24 protein-coding genes are annotated in these 24,703 nt (G+C 59.9%); 11 read left to right on the top strand and 13 right to left on the bottom strand.

Translation table 11 applies throughout. From position 1 onward, the window contains the following. Window positions 1-284: 284 nt before the first annotated feature. The 5 genes from H8B20_RS06360 to H8B20_RS06380 all read right to left on the bottom strand — a co-directional run bounded on the left by H8B20_RS06360 (window position 285) and on the right by H8B20_RS06380 (window position 6,089). Window positions 285-1,637 carry an imelysin family protein gene (locus tag H8B20_RS06360; RefSeq protein WP_047302845.1) on the bottom strand — a complete coding sequence of 451 codons (1,353 nt, stop codon included), beginning with the start codon at window positions 1,635-1,637 and terminating at the stop codon, window positions 285-287. 234 nt (window positions 1,638-1,871) lie between these two features. Further along, window positions 1,872-3,923, bottom strand: a complete 2,052-nt coding sequence (locus H8B20_RS06365; protein ID WP_210622659.1) for a putative bifunctional diguanylate cyclase/phosphodiesterase — start codon at window positions 3,921-3,923, stop codon at window positions 1,872-1,874. 384 nt (window positions 3,924-4,307) lie between these two features. Further along, a complete protein-coding gene (locus H8B20_RS06370; RefSeq protein WP_042560704.1) occupies window positions 4,308-4,904 on the bottom strand; it encodes a superoxide dismutase in 597 nt (198 codons plus the stop codon). A 175-nt stretch (window positions 4,905-5,079) separates the two neighbouring features. Beyond that, the gene (locus tag H8B20_RS06375) at window positions 5,080-5,682 is read right to left on the bottom strand and encodes a LysE/ArgO family amino acid transporter (RefSeq protein WP_210622660.1); all 603 of its coding nucleotides are present in this window, start codon (window positions 5,680-5,682) and stop codon (window positions 5,080-5,082) included. A 5-nt stretch (window positions 5,683-5,687) separates the two neighbouring features. Continuing rightward, window positions 5,688-6,089 (bottom strand): ACT domain-containing protein, encoded by a 402-nt coding sequence (locus H8B20_RS06380; protein WP_210622661.1) that lies wholly within the window; start codon window positions 6,087-6,089, stop codon window positions 5,688-5,690. Between the two features lie 96 nt (window positions 6,090-6,185). Between H8B20_RS06380 and H8B20_RS06385 the strand changes: the two genes are divergently transcribed. From H8B20_RS06385 to H8B20_RS06400, 4 genes are all read left to right on the top strand, one after another. Continuing rightward, a complete protein-coding gene (locus H8B20_RS06385) occupies window positions 6,186-7,085 on the top strand; it encodes a LysR family transcriptional regulator ArgP (protein WP_047302841.1) in 900 nt (299 codons plus the stop codon). Window positions 7,086-7,179: 94 nt separating this feature from the next. Beyond that, the gene (locus H8B20_RS06390) at window positions 7,180-8,172 is read left to right on the top strand and encodes an NAD-dependent epimerase/dehydratase family protein (RefSeq protein WP_042560700.1); all 993 of its coding nucleotides are present in this window, start codon (window positions 7,180-7,182) and stop codon (window positions 8,170-8,172) included. 125 nt (window positions 8,173-8,297) lie between these two features. Beyond that, a complete protein-coding gene (locus tag H8B20_RS06395; RefSeq protein ID WP_210622662.1) occupies window positions 8,298-9,152 on the top strand; it encodes an ATPase in 855 nt (284 codons plus the stop codon). A 151-nt stretch (window positions 9,153-9,303) separates the two neighbouring features. Beyond that, on the top strand, window positions 9,304-10,152 hold the full coding sequence (locus H8B20_RS06400; protein WP_042560698.1) for a cache domain-containing protein: 849 nt from the start codon (window positions 9,304-9,306) through the stop codon (window positions 10,150-10,152). Between the two features lie 94 nt (window positions 10,153-10,246). Here the strand turns inward: H8B20_RS06400 and H8B20_RS06405 are convergent, their stop codons facing one another. After that, window positions 10,247-11,764: an MDR family MFS transporter gene (locus tag H8B20_RS06405; protein WP_210622663.1), complete on the bottom strand. Its 1,518-nt coding sequence runs from the start codon at window positions 11,762-11,764 to the stop codon at window positions 10,247-10,249. Between the two features lie 72 nt (window positions 11,765-11,836). Beyond that, window positions 11,837-13,030 (bottom strand): 4-hydroxybenzoate 3-monooxygenase, encoded by a 1,194-nt coding sequence (pobA, locus tag H8B20_RS06410; RefSeq protein ID WP_200612391.1) that lies wholly within the window; start codon window positions 13,028-13,030, stop codon window positions 11,837-11,839. Window positions 13,031-13,208: 178 nt separating this feature from the next. On the opposite strand from pobA, the gene H8B20_RS06415 reads away from it, so the two are divergent. Continuing rightward, entirely contained in the window at window positions 13,209-14,093 is an 885-nt protein-coding gene (locus H8B20_RS06415) for a helix-turn-helix domain-containing protein (RefSeq protein ID WP_042560695.1), read from the top strand. A 135-nt stretch (window positions 14,094-14,228) separates the two neighbouring features. Here the strand turns inward: H8B20_RS06415 and H8B20_RS06420 are convergent, their stop codons facing one another. Both H8B20_RS06420 and H8B20_RS06425 read right to left on the bottom strand, forming a co-directional pair. After that, complete coding sequence (locus H8B20_RS06420) at window positions 14,229-14,405, bottom strand: hypothetical protein (protein ID WP_164488116.1); 177 nt, start codon at window positions 14,403-14,405, stop codon at window positions 14,229-14,231. A gap of 133 nt (window positions 14,406-14,538) precedes the next feature. Continuing rightward, the gene (locus H8B20_RS06425) at window positions 14,539-15,444 is read right to left on the bottom strand and encodes a LysR family transcriptional regulator (protein ID WP_210622664.1); all 906 of its coding nucleotides are present in this window, start codon (window positions 15,442-15,444) and stop codon (window positions 14,539-14,541) included. A gap of 115 nt (window positions 15,445-15,559) precedes the next feature. On the opposite strand from H8B20_RS06425, the gene H8B20_RS06430 reads away from it, so the two are divergent. Together H8B20_RS06430 and H8B20_RS06435 are read left to right on the top strand one after the other, a co-directional pair. Beyond that, window positions 15,560-16,438 carry an MBL fold metallo-hydrolase gene (locus H8B20_RS06430; protein ID WP_210622665.1) on the top strand — a complete coding sequence of 293 codons (879 nt, stop codon included), beginning with the start codon at window positions 15,560-15,562 and terminating at the stop codon, window positions 16,436-16,438. 45 nt (window positions 16,439-16,483) lie between these two features. Then, window positions 16,484-17,098 carry an NAD(P)-dependent oxidoreductase gene (locus H8B20_RS06435; RefSeq protein WP_210622666.1) on the top strand — a complete coding sequence of 205 codons (615 nt, stop codon included), beginning with the start codon at window positions 16,484-16,486 and terminating at the stop codon, window positions 17,096-17,098. 202 nt (window positions 17,099-17,300) lie between these two features. Here the strand turns inward: H8B20_RS06435 and H8B20_RS06440 are convergent, their stop codons facing one another. Further along, window positions 17,301-18,182 carry a LysR substrate-binding domain-containing protein gene (locus tag H8B20_RS06440; protein ID WP_210622667.1) on the bottom strand — a complete coding sequence of 294 codons (882 nt, stop codon included), beginning with the start codon at window positions 18,180-18,182 and terminating at the stop codon, window positions 17,301-17,303. Between the two features lie 228 nt (window positions 18,183-18,410). Here H8B20_RS06440 and H8B20_RS06445 point away from each other — a divergent pair, with 228 nt between their 5' ends. Both H8B20_RS06445 and H8B20_RS06450 read left to right on the top strand, forming a co-directional pair. After that, the gene (locus H8B20_RS06445) at window positions 18,411-20,048 is read left to right on the top strand and encodes a 5-guanidino-2-oxopentanoate decarboxylase (RefSeq protein WP_210622668.1); all 1,638 of its coding nucleotides are present in this window, start codon (window positions 18,411-18,413) and stop codon (window positions 20,046-20,048) included. Then, window positions 20,048-21,496 carry an aldehyde dehydrogenase family protein gene (locus H8B20_RS06450; RefSeq protein ID WP_210622958.1) on the top strand — a complete coding sequence of 483 codons (1,449 nt, stop codon included), beginning with the start codon at window positions 20,048-20,050 and terminating at the stop codon, window positions 21,494-21,496. Before H8B20_RS06445 ends, H8B20_RS06450 begins: the two co-directional genes overlap by 1 nt. A 78-nt stretch (window positions 21,497-21,574) precedes the next feature. Here the strand turns inward: H8B20_RS06450 and H8B20_RS06455 are convergent, their stop codons facing one another. Continuing rightward, the gene (locus H8B20_RS06455) at window positions 21,575-22,504 is read right to left on the bottom strand and encodes an AraC family transcriptional regulator (RefSeq protein ID WP_042560688.1); all 930 of its coding nucleotides are present in this window, start codon (window positions 22,502-22,504) and stop codon (window positions 21,575-21,577) included. A 358-nt stretch (window positions 22,505-22,862) separates the two neighbouring features. Between H8B20_RS06455 and H8B20_RS06460 the strand changes: the two genes are divergently transcribed. Both H8B20_RS06460 and H8B20_RS06465 read left to right on the top strand, forming a co-directional pair. Next, complete coding sequence (locus H8B20_RS06460) at window positions 22,863-23,216, top strand: putative quinol monooxygenase (RefSeq protein ID WP_042560687.1); 354 nt, start codon at window positions 22,863-22,865, stop codon at window positions 23,214-23,216. 43 nt (window positions 23,217-23,259) lie between these two features. Continuing rightward, a complete protein-coding gene (locus H8B20_RS06465) occupies window positions 23,260-23,502 on the top strand; it encodes a hypothetical protein (protein WP_210622669.1) in 243 nt (80 codons plus the stop codon). Between the two features lie 4 nt (window positions 23,503-23,506). Here the strand turns inward: H8B20_RS06465 and H8B20_RS06470 are convergent, their stop codons facing one another. Beyond that, a complete protein-coding gene (locus tag H8B20_RS06470) occupies window positions 23,507-24,136 on the bottom strand; it encodes a flavin reductase family protein (RefSeq protein ID WP_042560685.1) in 630 nt (209 codons plus the stop codon). Window positions 24,137-24,408: 272 nt separating this feature from the next. Then, a complete protein-coding gene (locus H8B20_RS06475) occupies window positions 24,409-24,702 on the bottom strand; it encodes a hypothetical protein (protein WP_150592824.1) in 294 nt (97 codons plus the stop codon). Window position 24,703 lies beyond the last annotated feature (1 nt).

Consider the following 24,703-nt stretch of genomic DNA (forward strand, 5'->3'; position numbering starts at 1 on the left):
CTGCGAACGGGCGAAAACAAAGGCGCAAAGTCTAACAGGGCGAGGGAGTTTGAATAAGAGGAATTATCGTTTACTTGATGTGGCGCAGCTATTCGCTGGGTACCGAGGTGCTGCCATCGCTGGCAAGCCAGCTCCCACAGGTACAGCGGCGTTCGCAATATCTCTGTACACCAGCAATCCCTGTGGGAGCTGGCTTGCCAGCGATGGGGCCATCAGCATCACCACAGAAAGCAGGCATGAAAAAGGCGACCCGAAGGTCGCCTTTTTCAGTCAGACGCGCTTGATCAGAACTCGTGATCAGCGTTGTCCGGGTTCAGGTCGCTGATGCCCAGCTTGCCGGCAGCGGCTTCGATCGAACCGGTCTGCTTGACCAGGGAAGCGATGGCGTCACGCACGACCTGATTGCCGGCAGTGTTGCCCGCCGCGATCAGTTGGTCGTAGTGCTCACCCTTGTTGGCGTGATCAACCATGACCTGGATCTTGGCTTCGGTAGCGGCCAGATCGGCTTTCAGCGCAGTGTCGGCAGCCGGATCGGCCTTGGCCACCAGCGACGACAGGCTGGCGCCGGTCATCTTGGTGCCGTCAACACGGGTGTACTCGCCCAGGTAAACGTTACGAATGCCTTTGGCATCGTAGAAGTGCGAGTAGTGAGTGTTGTCGCTGAAGCAGTCCTGTTCGTCTTCCGGAGAGTTGGCTTCCAGAGAAACCTTCATGCGCTCGCCCGCCAGTTCGCCCAGGGACAGACTGCCCATGCCGAAGAGCATTTTGCGCAGACCGGTTTCGCCCGACTCGGCTTCCAGCGTGGCGCGGTAGTTGTCAGCCACGTTCGGCTTCCAGTTACCCACCATTTCTTGCAGGTCGTTGACCAGCAATTGGGTCACGGACTTCAGGTAAGCGCGGCGACGATCATTGTGACCGCCAGTGGCACCGGCGCCTTCCAGGTAGTCGGAAGCAGGACGGTTGCCAGCGCCAGGGCCGGTACCGTTGAGGTCCTGGCCCCACAGCAGGAATTCAATGGCGTGGTAGCCAGTGGCGACGTTGGCCTCGGAACCGCCCAGTTCATTCAGGCTGGCGAGTTTTTCCGGGGTGATGTCTTTGACGTCGACCTTGTCTTCGCCGACCTGTACTTCGGTGTTGGCGATGATGTTGGCAGCGGCACCCGGGTTACCCAGTGCGTGCTCGTAGGATTTGTCGACGTAGTCGATCAGACCCTCGTCCAGTGGCCAGGCGTTAACCTGACCTTCCCAATCGTCGATGATGGTGTTGCCGAAGCGGAACACTTCACTCTGCAGGTATGGAACGCGAGCGGCGACCCAGGCAGCCTTGGCGGCTTTCAGGGTGTCGGCATTCGGTTTGGCAAGGAAGGCGTCAATCGCAGTTTGCAGGGTTTTCGCGGTGGATTCGGCATCGCTGTAAACGGCGAAGACCATGTCGGCGTAATGCGCGACCACAGCCTTGGCGGCGGCATCGTCAACTTTACCGGCAGCAGGAGCAGGCGCAGCGGCAGGGGCTGGAGCAGCGCTGCTGGAAGCCGGCGTCATTTCGGAGGCTTTTTCTTTGTCTTTGCCTTCGCCGCAACCGGCGAGAGAAATAGCGATGGCCAGCAAACTGGCGGTAGCCAGAGGCATACGAATCATGGCGAACATCCTGCTTCGGTAGTTGAGTGGACTCGCGCTGGAAGCGCAAAACTGCGACATAATGCAAATCTTTCGCATTATGTGTAAAGGGTAGTGCTTGGAAATATTTCTTATTCGCGCATCAAGATCAAAAGATCGTCCGATCGCGGTCCGAGCCTGCGGCAGTTCCTGCAGGAGAACGCATTTCAAATTTAGGAGGTGTCGAGTGAAACGAGGCTGCGATCTTTTGATCTTCTAGAGGATTGCCGCGTTGCTGCGCTGCGCCTGCTTGAGATAAACGCTCAGCTCCCGCGCCGGCAGCGGTTTGCTGTAGTGATAGCCCTGACCTTCGTGGCAGCCTTCGGAGATGATGTAGCTCTCCTGCTCGGCGGTCTCCACGCCCTCGGCGATCACCTGCATGCCGAGGCTTTTGCCCAGCTGGATGATCGCGCGAACGATGGTCGCATCGTCGTCGTCATCCAGCAGATCCTGCACGAAGCTCTTGTCGATCTTGATCTTGTCCAGCGGCAGGCTTTTCAGATAACTCAGCGATGAATAGCCGGTGCCGAAGTCGTCGATGGCGATCAACGCCCCCGAGCGACGCAGGCTCAGCAAGTGCTGGGCAGCGGTGCTGATATCTTCCATCAGGCCGGTTTCGGTGACTTCCAGTTCCAGACTGCGCGGCGGCAGGCGGTACATCTGCATCAGGTTGTTGACCACCCGTGGCAGCTCGGCGTGGTGCAATTGCACGGTGGACAGATTGACCGCCATGCGCAGATCGGCGAAGCCCTGATCGTGCCATTCGCGCAATTGCTTGCAGGCCTGATCGAGTACCCATTCACCGATGGCGATGATCGTGCCGTTCTGTTCGGCCAGCGGGATGAACAGGTCTGGCGGCACCAGGCCGTGTTCCGGGTGCTGCCAGCGAATCAGCGCCTCGACACCGACCACGCGGTGATCGCGATAGCTGATCTGCGGCTGATAGACGAGGTAGAACTGGTCACGCAGCAACGCATCGCGCAGGTCTTTTTCCAGTTCACGCCGGCGGCGCATCTCGCTGTCGACACTGGCGATGTAGAACTGATAACGGTTGCGCGAGCGGGTCTTGGCCAGCGTCATGGTCTGTTCGGCCTTCTGCAACAGCTTCTCGGTGCTGTCGCCGTCCTCCGGGAACAGGGTGATGCCGATGGTCGCGCGCAGGCGGATTTCCTGATGATCAAGGGCGAACGCCGCTTCCAGGTCATCGAGAATGCTTTGCGCCAGTTCCGCCGCTTCGTAGGGTTGTTCTATATCGGCTTGCACCAGAGCGAACTGATCGCCGCCCAAACGGGCGAGGGCGCCGAGGCGACCGCTGTGGGCGCGCAGTCGATCGGCCAACGCCAACAGCAATTGGTCGCCGGTCTGATAGCTGAACTGCTCGTTGATGCCCTTGAAATCGTCCAGCCCCACGCATAACACCGCGACCCGGCGTTGCAGTTTGCCGGCGTCGACCAGAATCTTGTCCAGTTGCTGCTGCAATTGCTGGCGGTTCGGCAGACCGGTGAGGAAGTCGTACTGGGCCATGCGCAGCAGGCTGTTTTCCGCCTCGTGACGCAGATGCGTATTGCGCTCGATGGATTCGAGCAACTGGTTGGCGGTATTGATCCAGATGCCCAGCTCGTTTTTCTCGTGGCCCTTGAGCTGCGGGATCTTGTGCTCGCTGGGACGGTCCGGATTGATCTCGGTAAGGTGCCCGATGATCCGCGACAGCGGTTTGGTCAGCAGCCAGTGATAAACCAGATACAGCACCAGGCCCATGGCCAATGCACGCAGAACGCCAGAGATGAAGATGATCACGGAGCTGACGATAAAACCTTCGCCGTAGGTGGCGGTGTCGAGGGTGATGCTCAGGTCGCCGTAATATTCGCTGTAGGGGCCGCGTCCCACCAATTGCGTGGTGAACGTGCGCTCCTGACCCAGGATCAGGTCGGTCAACCAGCGGCTGCTGGAATGCTGCAATTCGCGAGACTTTTGCGCGAGCATGGCTTCGTTGGGATGGCCGATGGACGCCTGGCGCACGGCCTCATCCTGGAACAGGCCTTCGATTACCTGCATGCCCATTTCCCGATCAAGGCTGTAAACGGCCTGAGTCGACGGATCGCGGAACATGTCGAGGATCCGTTCGGCGTCACCAGCCACCGCCTGACGGGTCTTGTAGGCGTCGAAAACAATCTGCGCGCAGCTCAAGACAACGCCGACGATCAATGCTGACAGGAGCACGACCCGGAGCAACTTCACCGACAAGCTGTTCTTGAGTTCCAGCTTCAAAGGGTTATTCCTTGTTCCGTGCGGGTAGCGTCAATTTGCCATGAGTATTGGCAATCCCGTGTTGGCAGTCAAAGGGACAATCGGGCACAGGATAATTTGCCTGAAGGCTTGGCCTGCACCCTGCCATCTGGAGTATTAGCCCTATTTGCACTATGTCGGTAGTTTTAGCCCTCAACTTGAGCGATGCGGGGCAAATTTTTCCTCTGTTGGATGTTAATCCACTGTGGCGCGGCGGCAAGCGGCTGGTGGCGGCTTTTGGCGTGAGAACAACGCTATTCTCCTGCAGGCGCTGCTGAAGGCCGCCCGAACCTGCGGTAGCTCCTATATAAATCGCAGGCATAAAAAAAACCCGGCCATGGCCGGGTTTTTTATCTGGCGCGCAGCTTAAGCAGTGAAGGTTTTGCCTTCGAACTGCTCAGCAACAAACTTCCAGTTGACCAGGTTCCAGAACGCTTCGACATACTTCGGACGAACGTTGCGGTAGTCGATGTAGTAAGCGTGTTCCCAGACGTCGCAGGTCAGCAGCGGGGTGTCGCCGCTGGTCAGCGGGTTGCCGGCGCCGATGGTGCTGGCCAGAGCCAGGGAACCGTCAGCCTTCTTCACCAGCCAGCCCCAGCCGGAACCGAAGGTGCCGATCGAGGTTTTGCTGAACTCTTCCTTGAACTTGTCGAACGAACCGAAGGCTGCGTTGATGGCTTCAGCCAGTGCGCCGGTTGGTTGACCGCCAGCGTTTGGCGCCAGGCAGTTCCAGTAGAAAGTGTGGTTCCAGACCTGAGCGGCGTTGTTGAAGATGCCGCCCGAGGAAGTCTTGACGATTTCTTCCAGGGTCTTGCCTTCGAACTCGGTGCCTGGCACCAGGTTGTTCAGGTTCACGACGTAGGTGTTGTGGTGCTTGTCGTGGTGAAATTCCAGGGTTTCCTTGGAAATGTGCGGCTGCAAGGCATCGTGTGCGTAAGGCAGCGGCGGCAATTCGAAAGCCATGATGATTCTCCTAATCAGGTCTGTTGCGGTGAGCGCAAGGCCGATCACGGGCGGCCAGAAATGCACCGACGAGTTTTTACTCTTTGCGGCGCAGGGTTCGGATCATAGCACCGGGGTTGCGGCTTAACCACGCAACAACTGTGTGGGATAGAGGTTCCAGAGCGGTTTGGAATAATCAGGAGGCAAGTATCAACTGTCCCGCCACCGTGAACATCATCACCGCCACCAACAGATCGAGAATCCGCCACGTGCCTGGTCGAGCCAGCCAGGGCGCCAACCACGCAGCCCCCATGGCCAAAGTGAAAAACCACAGCAGTGACGCACTCGCCGCGCCCACCACGTATGCGCCAGGCACCGACTGCTGAGCACCGAGCGAGCCGATCAGCAACACCGTATCCAGATAAACATGCGGGTTGAGCAACGTCACCGCCAGCGCACTGAGCATCACCGCCCGCAGCGAACGCACGGTCTGGTTCCCGCCCTGATCCAGGCTTTGCTTCGAGAACGCCCGGCGCAGTGCCTGGCTGCCGTACCAGATCAGGAAGGTCGCGCCGCCCCAGCGGGCGATCCCCAGCAGCGTCGGACTTTGCGCCAGAATCGTCGCCAGACCGAAAACCCCGGCCGCCACCAGCAGCGCATCGCACACCACGCACAGCGCCGCCACCGGGAGGTGGTGTTCACGTCGCAGGCTTTGCGCAAGGACAAAAGCGTTTTGCGTGCCGATTGCCATGATCAGCCCCAACGCCACCAGCAAACCGTTCACATAGCTTTGCCACATAAGATTCACTCCGCGTTGGCTGCGAGATCGCGCAGCACCTGCATGGCGCGTTCGGCGTCGGCCTGGCCGACAAACAAATGATCGTGGTAGTAACCGGCGATCACGTTGCAACTGATGCCGGCCGTGCCCAGTGCGGTGGCGAACGCGGCGGTGAGACCGACTGCTTCCAGCGCCGAATGCACGTTGAGGGTGATCCATGCGGCCACATAGTCGAAGCTGAAACCGGCCTGCTCGGCGTGAGAACGTTCGAGAATCACGGTCAGCCCTTCCTGTTCACGAAAGCTGCCGACAATCTCCAGACCACTCGGCAACTGGCTGTCGCGCAGGGTGCAGAACACGTATTCGCCGGCATTGAGTTGCGGACTCATGCTGCGCAGCAAGGTCTTGAGTGAAGTTTCGCCAGCCATTGGGGTAGTCCTTGATAAAGAGTGCTTGCTGGCTATTGTCCGGTCGAAAGCTGTATAAGAAAAACCAATAATGCTGATCGCTCATTAGGAAAACTGATGTTCGACTATAAATTGCTTTCCGCTCTGGCCGCCGTGGTCGAGCAGGCTGGATTCGAACGCGCAGCGCAGGTGCTGGGTTTGTCGCAATCGGCGATCTCGCAGCGCATCAAACTGCTGGAAGCGCGGGTCGGCCAACCGGTGCTGGTGCGCGGCACACCGCCGGCGCCCACCGAGATAGGCCGGCGTCTGCTCAACCATGTACAGCAGGTACGCTTGCTTGAGCGCGACTTGCAGACCCTCGTGCCTGCATTGGATGAAGAAGGGCTGCCGGAACGCCTGCGTATTGCCCTCAACGCCGACAGCCTCGCCACGTGGTGGGCGTCAGCGGTGGGGGATTTCTGCGCCGAACAACATCTGTTGCTCGATCTGATCGTCGAAGACCAGACCGTCGGCCTCAAACGCATGCGCGCCGGTGAAGTGGCCGCTTGCCTATGCGCCAGCGAACGTCCGGTAGCAGGCGCGCGCAGTGTCTTGCTCGGCGCCATGCGCTATCGCGCATTGGCCAGCCCGGCGTTCATCGAGCGGCATTTCCCCGATGGCGTGCGCGCTGAACAACTGCCGCGCACCCCGGCGCTGGTGTTTGGCCCGGACGATTTCCTTCAACATCGCTATCTGGCATCGCTGGGTGTGGATGGCGGCTTCGAGCACCATTTGTGCCCGTCCTCCGAAGGTTTTATCCGGCTGACTGAGGCCGGTCTGGGCTGGGGCTTGGTGCCGGAACTGCAAGTGCGTGAGCAATTGCAACGCGGCGTATTGCGCGAACTGTTGCCAGATAAACCGATCGATGTGCCGTTGTACTGGCATCATTGGCGCAATGGCGGTCAACTGCTGGGCTTGCTGACCGAGCAATTGGTACGTTCTTCAGCGCAATGGCTCGTGCCCTTGAAGCAGCTGTAAGCGTCAAGCTGCAAGCGACAAGTGAAGCTTGCGCACTGTTTTTATCTTGCAGCTCGAAGCTTGAAGCTCGCAGCTGGTTTTGTTGGAGCTCTACATGAAAATTCTGGTCACCGGCGCAAGCGGCTTCATTGGCGGGCGCTTTGCGCGTTTCGCCCTTGAGCAGGGCCTGGATGTGCGGGTCAACGGGCGCCGGGCCGAAAGCGTCGAGCATCTGGTGCGTCGTGGTGCCGAGTTCGTCCCGGGTGATTTGACGGATCCGCAACTGGTGCGCGACCTCTGCGCCGACGTCGAGGCCGTGGTGCATTGTGCTGGCGCCGTCGGATTGTGGGGCCGTTATCAAGACTTCCATCAGGGCAATGTGCAGGTCACCGAGAACGTCGTCGAAGCGTGCTTGAAACAACGGGTGCGCCGTCTCGTGCACTTGTCCTCGCCATCGATTTATTTCGATGGTCGCGATCACCTGGGCCTGACTGAAGAGCAGGTGCCCAAACGCTTCAAGCATCCCTATGCCGCGACCAAGTACCTGGCCGAGCAAAAAGTCTTCGGCGCACAGGAATTCGGCCTGGAAACCATCGCCCTGCGCCCGCGCTTCGTGACTGGCGCCGGCGACATGAGCATTTTTCCGCGCCTGCTGAACATGCAGCGCAAGGGCCGTCTGGCGATCATCGGCAACGGCCTGAACAAGGTCGATTTCACCAGCGTGCACAACCTCAACGAAGCGCTGCTCAGCAGTCTGCTGGCGGCCGGCTCCGCGCTGGGCAAGGCCTACAACATCAGCAACGGCGCGCCAGTGCCGTTGTGGGATGTGGTCAATTACGTGATGCGCAAAATGGACGTTCCACAGGTCACCAGATACCGGTCCTACGCTCTGGCCTACAGCGCTGCAGCGCTGAATGAAGGTGCCTGCAAACTCTGGCCGGGGCGTCCCGAGCCGACGCTGTCGCGCTTGGGTATGCAGGTCATGAAGAAAAACTTCACCCTCGACATCAGCCGCGCACGGCATTATCTGGACTACGATCCGAAAGTCAGCCTGTGGACGGCCCTCGACGAGTTCTGCGGTTGGTGGAAAGCCCAGGACATTCGCTGAAACGCGTGGATACCAATCGGCCGGCCGGCAATGAACCGCATCGCCGCTTGAGGGTCAATCCCAGCGGCTGCGCGGTTATACTTCGCAGCATTTAGCCATCACCGCGATTCACAAAGGTTGCCTCAATGTCCATGCGTAATGATGCCCACGACGATTTCGATGATGTACCGAGCCTGCGTGCCGACACCTTCGACGACGATGACATTCCGACCACTTCCCGCACCACCGTGCACTCGCGTACACCGCCGGTGGTCAAGGTCAAGGCCGCCAGCACCGGGCCGCTTTGGGCGTTGGTTGGCGCACTGTTCTTCGCGTTCATCGGCTTGGCATGGTGGAGTTTTCAGCAGATCTCGCTGATGGAACAGCAACTGGTGGCCACCCAGGAAAGTTTCGCGCGGATCAGCGAGGAAGCGGCGGGGCGCTTGCAGGATATTTCCGGCAAGGTCGTCGCCAGCCAGACCAACGTCAGCACCGACAGCGAAGCCTTGAAGCTGCAGATCAAACAGCTGGAGGGCAAGCTGCTCGATCAAAGCAAACAGCAGCAGGGTGTGGCGGGGCAGGCCAGTGATCTGGACAAGCGTCTGGCGCAGATGGGTGCCCAGACCACCGAGCAGCAGGCTGCCAATACTCAACTGCAAGCGCAGGTAAAAGCCCTGGGTGCAGAGCTGGCAACCATTAAAAGCACGCCGGCCGACACCAGTAAGGTCGACGCTCAACTAAAGGCTTTCGATGCGCAGTTCAAGAGCCTTGGCGCGGATATCGCGGCGTTGAAGAAGCAGGGTAACCCGAGCGCCGAGATTGATCGTCTGGCGCAGGAGATCGTCGTCCTCAAAAGCATGCAGGACAACCGTCCGGCCACGCCACAGGGTGGCGGCAACACCGCCGAGTTCGATGCGTTTCGTGGCCAGATGACCCGCAACCTCAACACGCTGTCGGCGCAGATCCAGAACCTGCAGCAGCAGATCAATGCGCGGCCGTAACGCTTGATCAAATGCCGGAAGAGCCCTTGCGGTGATGGAGTTGTCCCCTCACCGCACTGGGCTCTGCAATCCCCTGCATCATTCTGAATATCCATACATAACCCCAACCCGTCTACGCTCTTGTAACACCAACAAGAACGAGGGATGCGTCATGGGGTTTTTGCATAAAGTGGCCTGGCTCGGCGTGATGCTGTTAGTGGGGTTGGGACAAGCCAGCGCCGCAACGACGGAGAAGGATGACAGCAAGGCGGCTATTGCCCTGCTGGAAAAAGCACTGGCCTATTACCACGACAACGGTGACAAGGCGTTCGCCGCGTTCAGTCGCCAGGGCGAGTTTGTCGACAAGGACCGCTACGTGTTTGTGCTCGACACCCAAGGCGTGATGCTTGCCAGTGGCGGCCCGTCATCGGCGTTGATCGGCCGCAATGTCAGTGAAGTGCTCGGTCCTGATCTGCAAAAAGCCTTCAAGGAAGCGTTGCGGGTACCGGAAGGCAACGGCATTCAGCAAGCCGAATACCGTTGGCAGAACTGGTCCGACGGCAAGGTCGAACGCAAGCACGTGTTTTATCAGCGCATCGGCCAGCGCATCCTCGCGGTCGGTTACTACCTGCCCCGTGCGTCGGCAGAACAAGCCAAGGCGTTGCTCGACAAAGCCGCCACCGATCTTGGCAAAGACGAAAAAGGCACGCTGACGGCGATCAATTCGCTCAAGGGCGGCTATCTGCAGGATGACCTGTATGTGTTCGTGGTCGATCTGAATACCCAGCGCTATGTCGCCCACGGCACCAATCTGCGCCTGATCAATACCGACTTCGGCAAGATCAAGGACCCGGAGGGCAAGCCGGTGGGCGAGCCGATTCTGGCGCTGATTGGCAAGCAGGATGACGGCGAATACGAATACCGCTGGAAGAACCCTGTGACCGGCAAGATTGAAGACAAGCATGCGTACCTGAAGAAGGTCGGGCATTTTCTGGTGGCGGTGGGGTATTACAGTCCTTGAAAGTCAAAAGATCGCAGCCTGCGGCAGCTCCTACAAGGGGGCAGTGTTTACCGAAACTCCCTGTAGGAGCTGCCGCAGGATGCGATCTTTGCTGTTAGCGGACGCCGTGCTCACGCCCGCGCAGCAGGTTGTTCGGCATCGCAATCGCCGCCGCCAGCCCCAGTAGCGATACCGCCGCGCTGACCCACAGCAAATGCCGGAAGGTCACCGCAAGCTCCGCGCGCAAGGCGTTCTGTGCATCACCCGGCGCCGCGTTCAAACCGTCCAGCAGCACGTTGCCGGAATGTCCCTCGTTGATCAGCGAACTGCTCGCCAAATGGGCGAAATTCGAATCCTGCAGCAATGCAAGCAACAGCGCCGACATCAACGCCACGCCCACCGCGCCGCCCAGCGAACGGAACAGGTTGGTGGTGCTGGTGGCGACGCCAATGTCGCGTTGCTCCACCGAGTTCTGCGTGCCGACCAATGAAGTCGGGAACTGCATGCCGCCGGCAATACCGCTGAGTACCATGAACAACCCGCTCATCAGCGTCGCCTCGGGCGGGCTGAACGCCATGCCGACAATCGAGATCGGCATCAGGATCGCACCCGTCAGAATTTGCGGTTTGTAGCGCCCGGTGATGGACGTGCGCCGGCCGGCAAAAAACGCCCCGATCGGCAGCCCCATGGCCAGCGGCAGCAAGTGCAGCGCGGCGCTGTCGGCGCCGGCACCGGTGACGGTTTGAAAGCGCAGCGGCATCAAGACGATCAGCGAAATCGCCTGGAAACTGGTAAAGAAAATCGTGCACCAGCACAGCAACGCATTACGGTTGGCGAACAAATGCATCGGCAACAGCGGCTCCCGTGCGCGACGCTCGTGCCAGACGAAAATCGCCAACACCACGACCGCACAAGCGAACAACCCCAGCACTTCGCTGCTGCGCCACGAATGGCCCTGACCGACCTGCGTGATGCCAAGCAACAACGCTGTCAGGCCAATGATCATCAGTACTGTGCCGAGGTAATCGATGATCGGTTTGCGCTGCGGAATCGGCAGCCCGCGCAGATTGCGATTGGCCACCCACCAGGCCCCGAGGCCCAGCGGCAGGTTGATCAGAAACACCCAGCGCCATGACAGGTACTCGGTCATGTAGCCGCCCAGCACCGGACCGGCGACGCTTGCGACGGCGTACATACTGCTGAAGTAACCCTGATAGCGGCCGCGTTCGCGCGGCGGCACGATGTCGCCGATGATCGCCTGGCTGACCGAGATCATCCCGCCCGCACCGATCCCCTGAAGGATCCGCGCCAGCACCAGTTGTTCCATGCTCTGGGCCATGCCGCAAAACAGCGAAGCCAGTGTGAACAGGCCCATGCCGAACAGCATCAGTTTGCGCCGCCCGTACAGATCGCCGAGCTTGCCGTAGATCGGCACCGCAACGGTCATCGCCACCATGTACCCGGAAATCACCCAGGCCAGCAGGCTGACATCCTTGAACTGTGCGGAGATGGCCGGCATCGACACGGCAACGATGGTCTGATCCAGCGCACCCAGAAAAATCGCCATCATCAGCGCGACCAGCACGCTGCGAATGGCCGGTTTGGGCGTTTCAGGCTGGTTGAGATTGGACACGGACAGAACCTGCGGGCAGAGATGAACCCGCTGGCGAGCGGGGGATGCTCGCCAGTGTAAGTCGATAGCAGGCTATTCGATAGCCTCGTACGGAAGTCCGACGTAATTTTCTGCAATGGTTTTTCGGCCGGCTTCTGAACTGACGAAGTAGTCCAGTTCCGAGGCGCTGATGCGTTGGCTGAAAGCATCGTGATCGTCGAAGCGATGCAGCATCGAGGTCATCCACCAGGAAAAACGCTCGGCCTTCCACACCCGGCGCAGACAGATCTCGGAGTATTTCTCCAGTAGCTCCGTGCGACCGTCGCGATAGACCTTCAGCAGAATGTTGAACAGTGTGCTGACGTCGCTGGCCGCCAGATTCAAACCCTTGGCACCGGTGGGCGGGACGATGTGCGCGGCGTCGCCGACCAGAAACATCCTCCCGTACTGCATCGGCTCGACGACAAAACTGCGCAGCGGCGCGATGCTTTTTTCAATCGACGGGCCGGTGACCAGTTTCTCTGCAAGCTCTGCGGGCAAGCGACGTTTCAGTTCATCCCAGAAGCGCTGATCGGACCAGTCGTCGACGTTTTCGTCTGCGGGCACTTGCAGGTAATACCGGGTGCGAGTCGCCGAGCGCATGCTGCACAGGGCAAAACCCCGCTCGTGGCGGGCGTAGACCAGCTCGTCATGCACGGGCGGAGTGTCGGCAAGAATCCCCAGCCAGCCGAATGGATACACCCGCTCGAACACCTTCAGGCAATCAGCCGGAATCGACTGGCGGGCGACACCGTGGAAACCGTCGCAACCGGCGATGTAATCGCAATCGACACGCCAGGTTTCGCCATCCTTTTCGAAGGTGACAAAAGCTTCGTCGCTTTTCATGCCGTGAGGAACGACATCGCTCGCAGCGTAAATCGTCGTCGCCCCCGCCTCCCGACGAGCGGCCATCAGGTCGCGGGTGACTTCGGTCTGGCCGTAGATCATCACGCTCTGGCCGCCGGTCAAAGCATGCAGATCGATGTGCACCTGGCGCCCGTTCAAAGCCAGATCGAACCCTCCGTGCACCAACCCTTCGGCATCCATTCGTTGACCGACGCCCGCCTCACGCAACAGCTCTACCATGCCTTGTTCAAGCACACCGGCGCGGATCCGCCCGAGCACATAGTCAGGTGTCTGACGCTCGATGATGAGGGTATCGATGCCGGCGTTATGCAGCAGTTGGCCGAGGAGCAATCCGGACGGACCGGCGCCGATGATGGCGACTTGGGTTTTTAGCGTTTTCATTGTTTTTATGACTCGCAAGCTTCACGCGACATTCGCCGGTGAATGATTTTTATGGATCGAGTGCTTGCATTTTTCCCTTGCGGGTCTGTCAATTGAAGGTGAAAACTGAGCCGATACCTGTACATTCTGCCAATCGGGGCGATTATCGCCCGCAACACAAGAGGCCTGGATTGAAGTGATGAACAAGCCCGAGCTGCCTTCGATTCCAGTGTTCAAGCTCTACGGTGAAAGCCTGGACTGGCCGACCCCTGACTTGCTGCATTGTGAAACCATTTCCTCACGCAGTCGCGAACATCAATGGGAAATCAAACCCCACCGCCACGCCGATTTGTGTCAGTTGCTCTTCGTATTCAAAGGTCAGGCAGAGCTTGAAATCGAAGGCCAGCGCACGCAGCTCGAAACACCCGCGATTCAAGTCCTGCCGCCGCTGTCGGTGCATGGCTTTCGTTTTTCCGAGGACGTTGAAGGGTTCATCGTTACTCTCGCAACGCCGCTGATCCATCACTTGCAGGCGCAACTGGGCGACGCGGTGCACGCGTTGGCGCAGGCGCATGCCTATTCGGCGGGCAACGATGGCGATTATCTGAACAGCCTGTTTTCAGCGTTGCAGGCTGAGTACAACGGCCATCAACCGGCGCGTGAAATGCTCATGCATGCGCTGGTCAGCGTGATCATGGTTTGGGTCAGTCGTCAGGCAATTGTTCGCCACAAGGCCAGCCAACGGCCACAGCGCCAGCGCGAATACCTCAATGGCTTTATCCAACTGGTGGAAGAGACTTATCGCCAGCATGTGAAGGTTGAGGATCTGGCGCATCGGCTAGGCATTTCGGTGTCGCACCTCAACGGCACATGCCGTGAGCTGGCGGGGCAACCGGCGTTGCAGATCATGCACGAGCGTCAGTTACTGGAAGCCAAGCGCTTGCTGACCTACACCAGCATGACGATTTATGAGATGTCTGAATTGTTGGGGTTTTCCGATCCGACCAACTTCACGCGTTTGTTCAGGCGTCGGGTGGGGATATCGCCAAAGGCGTTTCGCGACCGGTTAAAAGCCGAGCAGTAGCCTCATAAACGCTGCAAAAACCTGTGGGAGCTGGCTTGCCAGCGATGGCGGTGCCTCAGTCGACATCAATGTTGAATGTGAGTCCGCAATCGCTGGCAAGCCAGCTCCCACAGGATCGCATTCCAGTCAGCTGAATCAGCGCAACGCGTTCAGCGTGGCATTGTGCGGAATGCAGCGCTCGAAGTTGCAACTCGCGTATTCACGGGGCAGTTGTCGCTGCTGCTCGACCCGCCAGGCCGCAGTGCCATACAGCGCGAGCGTGGCGGCGCAGGTGATGAAAATCGCGCAGTACCTTCTTGTTTTGATGTTCATGGTGTTCGACCTCTGAACGAATACTCTGCGGTATTACTTTCAGCATAGGTCAGCGCCAAGGACTTGCCAGCTAGCGCGATGGCACATGTAACGCGACATTCAGAACAGTGATGGATCCCTGTGGGAAATGGGTTTAGAGGCCCACATCCCATTCAGGACTCTCGGGAAACCTCACCACCAGAAAATCCAGCAGACTGCGCAACGCCGTCGGCATGTGCTTGCGTGAGGCATAGACCGCGTAGATGTTCATCTGGCGCGGCTCGGCATGAGGCAGCAGCCGAATCAATTCACCCGCATGAATATGCCCCCCGGCCTGATACGTCGGCAGCATCGCCACCCCGGCGCCGGCCAGGGTCGCGCGTAACAGCGTGCTGGCCTCGTTGGCGCTGATGTTGCCCTGCACCGGCACGGACACCTGCTCGCCGTCCTCCTCGAAGTGCCACAGACTCTTGCCGAAATACGAGTGGGTCAGGCAGTTGTGCCGGCTGAGCTCTTCGACGCGCTGTGGCGGCGGATTTTCGCGCAGATACGCCGGGGTCGCGCAGACCACCGAACGGCACACCGTCAGGCGCCGGGCAATCAGGTTGGGGTCCAGATCATTGCTGGTGCGAATCGCCAGGTCGATCCGTTCATCCACCAGATTCACCGTGCGATCGAGCATCTGCAGGTCAATGCTCACGCCCGGATAGCGCTTGACGTAAGCCGCCATCGCATCGGCCAGTTGCGCCTGGCCGAACGAGGTGCTGACGCTGATCCGCAGCAACCCGCGCGGCGCATCGTCGGGTTCGCTGACGGCGGCTTGCATGTCGCTGGACAGTTCGATCATCTGCCGGCAACGCGGCAGGATTTCACTGCCGGCAGCGGTCAGGCTCAATTTGCGCGTGGTGCGGTGCATCAAGCGTGCACCGACCCAGTCTTCCAATTCTGCCAGATAACGCGAGACCACCGGGCGCGACAGGTCCAGATGATCGGCGGCGGCCGACTGGCTGCCCAGATCCACTACCGTGACGAATACTCGCATTGCTTGGAGACGATCCATGATTTGCCCGCTTTCAGAAACAAACTATGTTCAAGCATCGCATTTTTTGTACTGACTCAGGCAACTAAGCTCTGTCCCATCGCCAGACACGGCATTTCGGACACTGGAGCAACAGATGATCGGCTTCACCACAATCAAACGCGTTTTACTCGCCACGGCCTCCCTCGGCTTCGCCGCCCACGCGGCCGCTGCCAACCTGACCCTTGATGTCTATAACCCGGGCACCCAGGCAATCTTCCCGGTGACCTCGGTACTGGTCAGCGGTGAGAAAGACGCCATTCTGGTCGACGCGCAGTTCGGCAAATCCCAGGCTGAACAGGTGGTGGAAAAGATCCGCGCCAGCGGCAAGCACCTGACCACCATTTACATCAGCCACGGTGATCCGGATTACTACTTCGGCCTCGATACCCTGACCAAAGCCTTCCCTGACGCCAAGGTGCTGGCCTCGCAGCCGACGGTCGATCACATCAACAAAACCGTCGAAGGAAAACTCGCGTTCTGGGGCCCGAAAATGGGCGCCGACGTCCCTGCCAAAACCATCGTGCCGGGCGTCCTCAAGGGCGACAGCCTGATGCTCGAAGGGCAGAAGTTGCAGGTGATCGGGCTGGACGGCAAACAACCGGATCGCAGCTTCGTATGGATTCCGTCGCTCAAGGCCGTGGTCGGTGGCGTGGTCGTCGCCGAGAACATCCACGTCTGGATGGCCGACACCCAGACCGCGCAATCCCACGCAGATTGGCTGGCAACGTTGCACTCGATCGAAACCCTGAAACCGAAAACCGTGGTGCCGGGACATTACCTGGGTGATGGCAGCCGTTCGCTGGCGAGCGTTAAATTCACCGCCGACTACATTAAAGCGTTCGACGCAGAAACCGCCAAAGCCAAGGACTCCGCCGCACTGATCGCCGCGATGAAAAAGCGCTACCCGACGCTGGGCGAGGAAAGCTCGCTGGAACTGAGCGCGAAAGTCGCCAAGGGTGAGATGCAGTGGTAACCCGATTCTGAACAAGCAGCACTCTCAAGCCAACTGGAGAATGTCATGAGCAAAATCGCAATCATTGGTGCCACCGGTCGTGCCGGTAGCCAACTGCTGGAAGAAGCCCTGCGTCGCGGTCATAGCGTCACTGCCATTGCCCGCGATACATCGAAGATCGGTTCGCGTGTCGGTGTGGTCAGCAAGAATGTCGATGTGCTGGATTCAGCAGCGCTGCAAGATGCGGTGGCGGGACACGATGTGGTGATCACCGCCGCGCATTTCGCCACGGTGCCGGCCAGCGCCATTGTCGGGCCAGTGAAGCAGGCGGGTGTGAAACGCTTGTTGGTGGTCGGCGGTGCCGGCTCGCTGTTGCTGCCGGACAACACTCGGGTGATCGACAGTGCAGGTTTCCCGGCGGAGTACAAAACCGAGGCCAGTGCCGGTGCTGCGTTTCTTGAGGCGTTGCGCCAGGAGCAGGATCTGGACTGGGCCTTCCTTTCACCGTCGGCGGAGTTTGTCGAAGGTGAGCGCAGCGGCAAGTTCCGCGTCGGCCGGGACCATTTGCTGGTGAGTGAAGAGGGGCGGAGCTGGATCACTTTTGCCGATTACGCGATTGCGCTGATCGACGAGGTGGAAACACCGAAGCATTCGCGTCAGCGGTTTACTGTCGGCTACTAAACCGACGCACAGCCCCGTGCTGTCGGCTTCTGAACCGAAGCACATTCCCCGTGTTGTCGGCTTCTGAACCCACACACACATCCCGTGTAGGAGCTGCCGAAGGCTGCGATCTTTTGATCTTGTCTTTTAAAAACAAAAGTCAAAAGATCGCAGCCTGCGGCAGCTCCTACAGGGGATTAGGGTTCCTGGTTTGACGAGGTGTTCAGCGGGTGTGCGCCTGCTCAACCAGCCACAGCATCAACTCCTCAAGTGGCGGCGAAGTTTCCCCGCCCTGCGGCACCACCAGGTAGTAAGCCAGCCCGGTCTTCACCTTTAGCTCAAACGGCATCACCAGTCTTCCCGCGTGCAGGTCATCACCGATGAGTGACCAATCACCGATTGCCACCCCTGTCCCGTGGGACGCCATCGACATCGCCTGATCCAGCGTTTCAAAATGCTGACCGCTGCTGACATTGTTCAATTGAAGTGCGGCGGCGCTCAGCCACACCGACCAGTCCTGCACATCGTGCGTCGGATGCAGCAGCAGATGTTGTTGCAGGTCGACGGGTGTCTTCAGCGCCGGCGAGCCTTTGAGCAGCAGTGGCGAACAGACCGGCGTCAGTTGTTCATCGAACAGATGCAACGCCCCCGGCGAGTTGTCTGGCGGTGTTCCATAAATCACCGCCGCGTCGAACTGCTCACGTTGAAAGTCGACGCCATGTTGCAAAGACGCGGTCAGTTTCACCGGCACGTCCGGGCGCTCCTTCTGCCATTGCAGCAACCGTGGCAAAAGCCAGCGCATCACACAACTCGGCGCCTTGAGTTGCAGGGTCTGACGGCGCACGCCGATCTGCTCAACGGCCTCGCCAAGCAGGCCGAACATCTGTTGCGCGCGCAACATCCATTCCCGACCTTCAGCTGTCAGCTTCAACCCTCGGGCCAGGCGGATGAACAGCGGATAACCCAAGTGCTCTTCCAGCCCGGCGATCTGTCGGCTGACTGCACCCTGCGTGATGTGCAACTGCTCGGCAGCCCGGGTGAAGTTGCAGCACTGGGCGGTGATCCAGAACGTGTGCAGGGCGGGCAGGGGCGGCAGTCGTTTCATGTGGATCCAAGCTATGACCTGAGGACATGGCTAGTATGACTTTTAATCGATTGTTGCCGCTACCTGCCGACCGTTCAATGAGCCCATTCCCCCGAATCAATGTGGGAGCGAGCCTGCTCGCGAATACGGTTTCACATTCAGTAACCCTGTGACTGAAACACCGCTTTCGCGAGCAGGCTCGCTCCCACATGCAGTTCGGCGTATCGATCAAACAAGAAGGGCAATGACATGGCGACGTGTGGCGAAGTACTGGTCAAGTTACTCGAAGGTTACGGGGTCGAGCAGGTGTTCGGCATTCCCGGGGTGCACACCGTGGAGCTGTATCGCGGGCTGGCCAGTTCGAGCATCAACCACGTCACCCCTCGGCATGAACAGGGCGCCGGATTCATGGCTGACGGCTATGCGCGCACCAGCGGCAAACCGGGGGTGTGCTTCATCATTACCGGCCCGGGCATGACCAACATCACCACCGCCATGGGCCAGGCCTATGCGGACTCGATTCCGATGCTGGTGATCTCCAGCGTGCAATCGCGCAGTCAGTTGGGCGGCGGTCGCGGCAAACTCCACGAACTGCCGAACCAGAGCGCACTGGTCGGCGGCGTTGCCGCGTTCTCTCATACGCTGATGTCGGCGTCGGAATTGCCCGGCGTCCTGGCTCGCGCCTTCGCGCTGTTCCAGGCCGGCCGTCCGCGTCCGGTGCACATCGAAATTCCATTGGATGTGCTGGTAGAAGAGGCTGATGAACTGCTTGCCAGCGTCCCGGTCAGCATCGACCGCGCGGGTGCTGCTCCAACGGCCGTGAGCCGCATGACCGAGCTGCTGGCCGGCGCCAAACGTCCGCTGATTCTTGCCGGCGGTGGCGCCATTGATGCCGCCGCCGAACTCACCGAATTGGCCGAGTTGCTCGACGCTCCGGTGGCGCTGACCATCAACGCCAAAGGCATGCTGGCGTCCCGTCACGCGCTGCTGATCGGCTCGACGCAAAGCCTGGTCGCCACCCGCGCATTGGTCGCCGATGCCGATGTGGTTCTGGCGATCGGCACCGAACTGGCCGAGACCGATTACGACGTCACTTTCGCCGGTGGCTTCGAGATTCCCGGCAAGCTGCTGCGCATCGATATCGACGCCGACCAGACCGTGCGCAACTATCCGCCGCATGTCGCCCTGGTCGCCGACTCGCGCAATGCCGCGCAAGCATTGCTGAGTGCGCTGTCGCACAAACCACTGGCCGAGCGCAGCAGCGATTGGGGTCAGGTTCGTGCTGGGCGTCTGCGCGATGATCTGGCCGCCACCTGGGACGCACCGACGCGGGCCCAGACGCGTTTCCTCGAAACCGTGCTGCACGAATTACCGGACGCGGTGTTTGTCGGCGATTCCACGCAACCGGTGTACACCGGCAACCTCACGTTCAACCCGGAGCGCCCGCGTCGCTGGTTCAACTCGTCGACCGGTTACGGCACCCTCGGTTACGCACTGCCTGCGGCCATCGGTGCGTGGCTCGGCGGCAGCACCGAGAGCGGGGCTCGCCCGCCAGTGGTGTGCCTGATTGGCGACGGTGGCCTGCAATTCACCCTGCCGGAACTGGCCAGCGCCGTTGAAGCACGCACCCCGGTGATTGTCCTGCTGTGGAATAACCAGGGCTACGAGGAGATCAAGAAGTACATGGTCAATCGCGCCATCGAGCCGGTTGGCGTCGACATCTACACCCCGGACTTCATCGGTGTGGCCAAGGCCCTGGGATGTGCGGCCGAAGCGATCAGCTCGGTTGAACAGTTGCGTGGCGCACTCAGGGCTGCAACCGATCGCCAAGGCCCGACGGTGATTGAAATCGACCAGAACCAATGGATGCAGGCGGTGGCCCAATGATGAATTTCCCCACCACACTCGACGGCCTCTACATCAACGGCCACTGGTCCGCCGGTCGCGAACATCTGCGGGTGATCAACCCGGCCACTGAGGCGCTGCTGACGACGGTTATCGGCGGTGACGAACGCGCAGTCGATCAAGCCGTCAGCGCGGCAACTGAAGCCTTCAAGAGCTGGTCGCAAACCACGGGCGCCGAGCGCGGCGCGATCCTGCGCAACATCGCCAACGGCGTGCGCGACGGTCGCGAGCACTTGATGACATTGCAGTCGAGCAACAATGGCAAACCGCTATTCGAAGCGGCCATCGACGTCGATGACGTGATCGCCACGTTCGAGTACTACGCCGAACTCGCCGAAGGCCTCGATGCGCAACAGGACAGCAACGTGCGGCTGCCCAGCGATGATTTCAGCGCACGTCTGCGCCGCGAACCGTGCGGTGTGGTCGGGTTGATCGTGCCGTGGAATTTTCCGATGGTCACCACGGCATGGAAACTTGCGCCAGCCTTGGCCGCCGGTTGCTGCGTGGTGCTCAAACCATCGGAAGTCACGCCGTTGCCGGAGCTGGAACTGGCGGCGATCATTGCTGAGTCCGGGTTGCCGAACGGTGTGTTCAATTTGGTCTGCGGCACCGGTCTGGCGGTGGGGGCGCCGCTGTCGGCAGATCCGCGTATCGCCAAAATCTCCTTTACCGGCAGCAATGCGGTTGGTGTGCAGGTGATGCAGAGGGCCGCCGAAACCGTGAAGGGCGTGAGCCTGGAGTTGGGCGGTAAATCCTCGCTGCTGGTGTTGGCGGATGCTGACATTGAGCTGGCAGTTGAACTGGCCTGCGGCGGCGCGTTCTTCAACGCCGGGCAAATGTGCTCGGCCACCAGTCGCGTGCTGGTCGCCGAAGAGTTGGAGGAACAATTCCTCATTCGCCTGCAAAAACGTGCACAAGCGATTCGCGTGGCCGATCCGTTCGACCCGGAAGTAGAAATGGGCGCACTGGTCAATCAGGCGCAATACCAGCGAGTGCTTGGGCATATTGATCGTGGGCTGAGTGCTGGCGCGAAGTTGCTCTGCGGCGGCAATCGTCCTGAGCATTTGCCGCGTGGATATTTCTTGCAGCCGACCGTGTTCACTGACGTGCCGCTGGACAGTGCGCTGTGGTGCGAAGAGATTTTCGGACCGGTGGTGTGTGTGCGCAGTTTCAGCAATGAAACCGAGGCAATCGCGCTGGCCAACGACAGTCAGTTCGGTCTGGTCGCCAGTGTGGTGACCCGTGATGCTGACACGGCGGATCGAGTGGCCAATGCCTTGGAGGCGGGGATGGTCTGGCTCAATGCACCGCAGGTGATTTTCCCGCAAGCTGCGTGGGGCGGTTACAAACAGAGCAGCATCGGTCGTGAATTGGGGCCTTGGGGGTTGGCTGCGTTTCAGGAGATCAAGCATGTGATTCGGGCGGTTTAACAGCTGGCCCTCATCGGAACGCCGCCCGCCCTAGACCTCTCCCTCCAGGAAGGGGCCAGGGTGAGGGGCTTCCAACGGTCACACCGAAAGCCGCAACCTCGCCAGATCCCGCAACGGTGGCGCCCCAAACAATCGGCTGTATTCACGGCTGAATTGCGACGGGCTTTCATACCCCACCCGATACCCCGCCGCGGAAGCCTCCAGCCCCTCGGCCAGCATCAAGCGCCGCGCCTCTTGCAGGCGCAACTGCTTCTGATATTGCAGCGGACTCATCGCTGTCATCGCTTTAAAACGGTGATGCAAGGTCGAGACGCTGAGGTTCACTTCTTTGGCCAGATCATCAATACGCAGCGGCTGTTCGAAGTTGCCGTTGAGCCACTTGATCGCCTGGCTGATGCGATGGCTCTGGCTGTTGGCAATCGCGATCTCATACAAGCGATGACCCTGCGGGCTGCGCAACAGGCGATAGAGAATCTCCCGGCGAATCAGCGGCGCGAGCATGGCGATGTCTTTCGGTGCATCGAGCAAACGCGCCAGACGCAGCACCGCATCGAGCATCGCACTGTCGATTTTCTCGACATACAAGCCGCGCCCGGTCGGCCGGGTCGGCACGGCCATGGGGCCGGCGTCGGCGATCAGTGCGGTGATTTCTGCCGGGTCGATATCCAGGCGTACGGCCAGGATCGGCTCTTCAGGCGACACGTTAACCACTCGCCCGCTCAACGGCATCGAAACCGAGACCACCAGGTAATTCAGCGGGTCGTAATTGAAGAACTCATCGGCCAGCCGCACCTCTTTACGCCCTTGCGCCATGATGCACAGCGCCGGTTGCGCGAGCACCGGGGCGAAGTCGTGGGATCGGGTGTGGCGCGACATGAACAGCGAACCGACAGCGGTCTGATAGCTGCCATCGTCGGTGGTGTTGCGGCGGATGATCGCCGCCAGTTCCGCACGCTGCTTTTCCATGTCAGCACTGGGTTCGGCTTGAAAACGATCGAATGACGTCATGCACGGCATCCTCGGCAAGGGAGGGGGAATGGAGCAGAGCATATGTTTGTGCAAGCGCCAGCGGTAGACACATCCTGCCAAATGCTTGCCTGATTCTGCACGGGGGCGCGGCGTTGATTTGTCGTCGAACCCTGTAGGAGCTGCCGAAGGCTGCGATCTGTTGATTTTTAAAGGTCAAAGGATCGCAGCCTTCGGCAGCTCCTGCACAAAGCCTGTGTGACGGTGTTGCAAGTACTTTCGCAGGATTGTGCAACAGGGCGGCAGGAATCGACTAACGGCACCTCGCGCCCGCGCCTTAACCTTGGATCCTGTCGCAGCCTCCCCCCGGCTGCCACGCAACTCCCTGGGAGGGTTGAACATGTCCAAGCAGATTCCCGTCAGTCATATGGCCTTCGTACGAGCGCGCACCGGACGCTCGGCCGAACTCGGTGTACGCCTGAGCGCGTTGATCGATCCTTCTCGTGCCGCCCCCGGTTGCCTGAGCTTTGCCTTGCAGCATTCGCAGTGTGACCCCGAGTTGTGGCTGGTCTCCGGCTTCTGGAGCAATCAGCAGATGATGACCGCTTACTTCAACAGTCCGGCGATGGAAATCTTCGCCGAGCTGGTGCAGGAACTGGTGGTCAACAGTCTGGATTTCCACACCTTCAAGGATGTCTCGGCGGCGCAGGCGCTCGGCCAGTGTTCAGCACCGATACACAAACTCGTCGGTTGAGGGTTTAATGTCCGGCTTAATTGACTGAGCCAGGACTTGCGACATGGCACGTAAAGAGTTCGAACACTTCGAAGCAGTATCCGCAGTTGTCCCCGTCGAGCTGGGTGGCAACAAGGGCTATTACGCGGCAATCGCGGTCAAGGCCCTGATCGACGGCGGTGCGCCACGTTTTCATAAACTGCTGGAAGATCAGGTGTTCCCCGGCGCCATCGCGGCCGATGAGGCGGCCATCAATGAGCTGGACCGCCTCAAGGGCGTCACCGAAGACGCCGAGTTGATCTGGTAATTGGTTACTTCGCCGCGCCCGGACGCCACATTTTGAACAGGGCTTCAGGTCCCAACTGGAAATAATCCGCCGGCCCGCCGCCGCGCAGAATCGGTTCTGCCGCGGCGGTGTCGTAGACCCCGTCTTTCAACAGCCACTTGGCGATATGCACGGCGACCACTTCGCCGAGGATCAGCCAGCTCGGTACTGTCTCGCCATCAGCGCGCTGCAATTGAATGATCTGCGTGACCTTGCACTCGAAGGACACCGGGCTTTCGGCGACGCGTGGCACTGAAATCACTTTCGACGCCACGGTCGTCAGGCCTGCCAGTTCAAATTCGTTGACCTCTGGCGCGACCATCGCGCAGCTCTGGTTCATCTGTTCGGCCAGCGGGCGAGTGGCGAGGTTCCAGACGAATTCGCCGGTCTGCTCGATGTTGTTGAGGCTGTCTTTGCGCCCGACGCTTGAGAAGCCAATGATCGGCGGAATGTAGTTGAACGCGTTGAAGAAGCTGTACGGCGCCAGGTTCAACTGGCCGTTGGCATCCTGCGAGGAAATCCAGCCGATGGGACGCGGGCCGACGATGGCGTTGAACGGATCGTGCGGCAGGCCGTGGCCGTTGGCGGGTTCGTAGAAGTGGATGTCATCGGGCATGGCGTGTGTTCCTGAGGGGCTGGGGCTGGCGGCTAATAGTGCAAGCACATTGAGGCAATTTCCAGTCAGCCACAGATATTCCATTTAATGAGCAACCTGTGGGAGCTGGCTTGCCAGCGATGGCATTTTTTCATGCGGCGTTAATGTCGACTGGCAGTCCGCCATCGCTGGCAAGCCAGCTCCCACAGGTTCTCCAGTGATTTCATAAAATTGCCATCCCCCAGAAATGACTAAGCCCGGCCGAAGCCGGGCTGTGCGCTGTACAGCGGCGCTTAACTGATGGAAGCGGATTGAGTCCGGTCATAGCCATCTTCAGCAACAGTGGCGGAACCAGTACGGTCGTAACCGTCAGCAGCAACAGTGGCGGAACCGGTGCGGTCGTAACCGTCAGCAGCGACAGTGGCGGAACCGGTGCGGTCGTAACCGTCAGCAGCAACAGTGGCGGAACCTGTGCGGTCGTAACCATCGGCGGCAACGGCCGAGCCAGTGCGATCAAAACCGTCGGCAGCAAAGGTGTTGGCGGCCAGTACGGACAGGGTCAGGGCGAGGATCAGTTTGGTTTTCATG

The organism is Pseudomonas sp. P42 (assembly GCF_017973755.1).
Taxonomy (GTDB): domain Bacteria; phylum Pseudomonadota; class Gammaproteobacteria; order Pseudomonadales; family Pseudomonadaceae; genus Aquipseudomonas; species Aquipseudomonas iridis.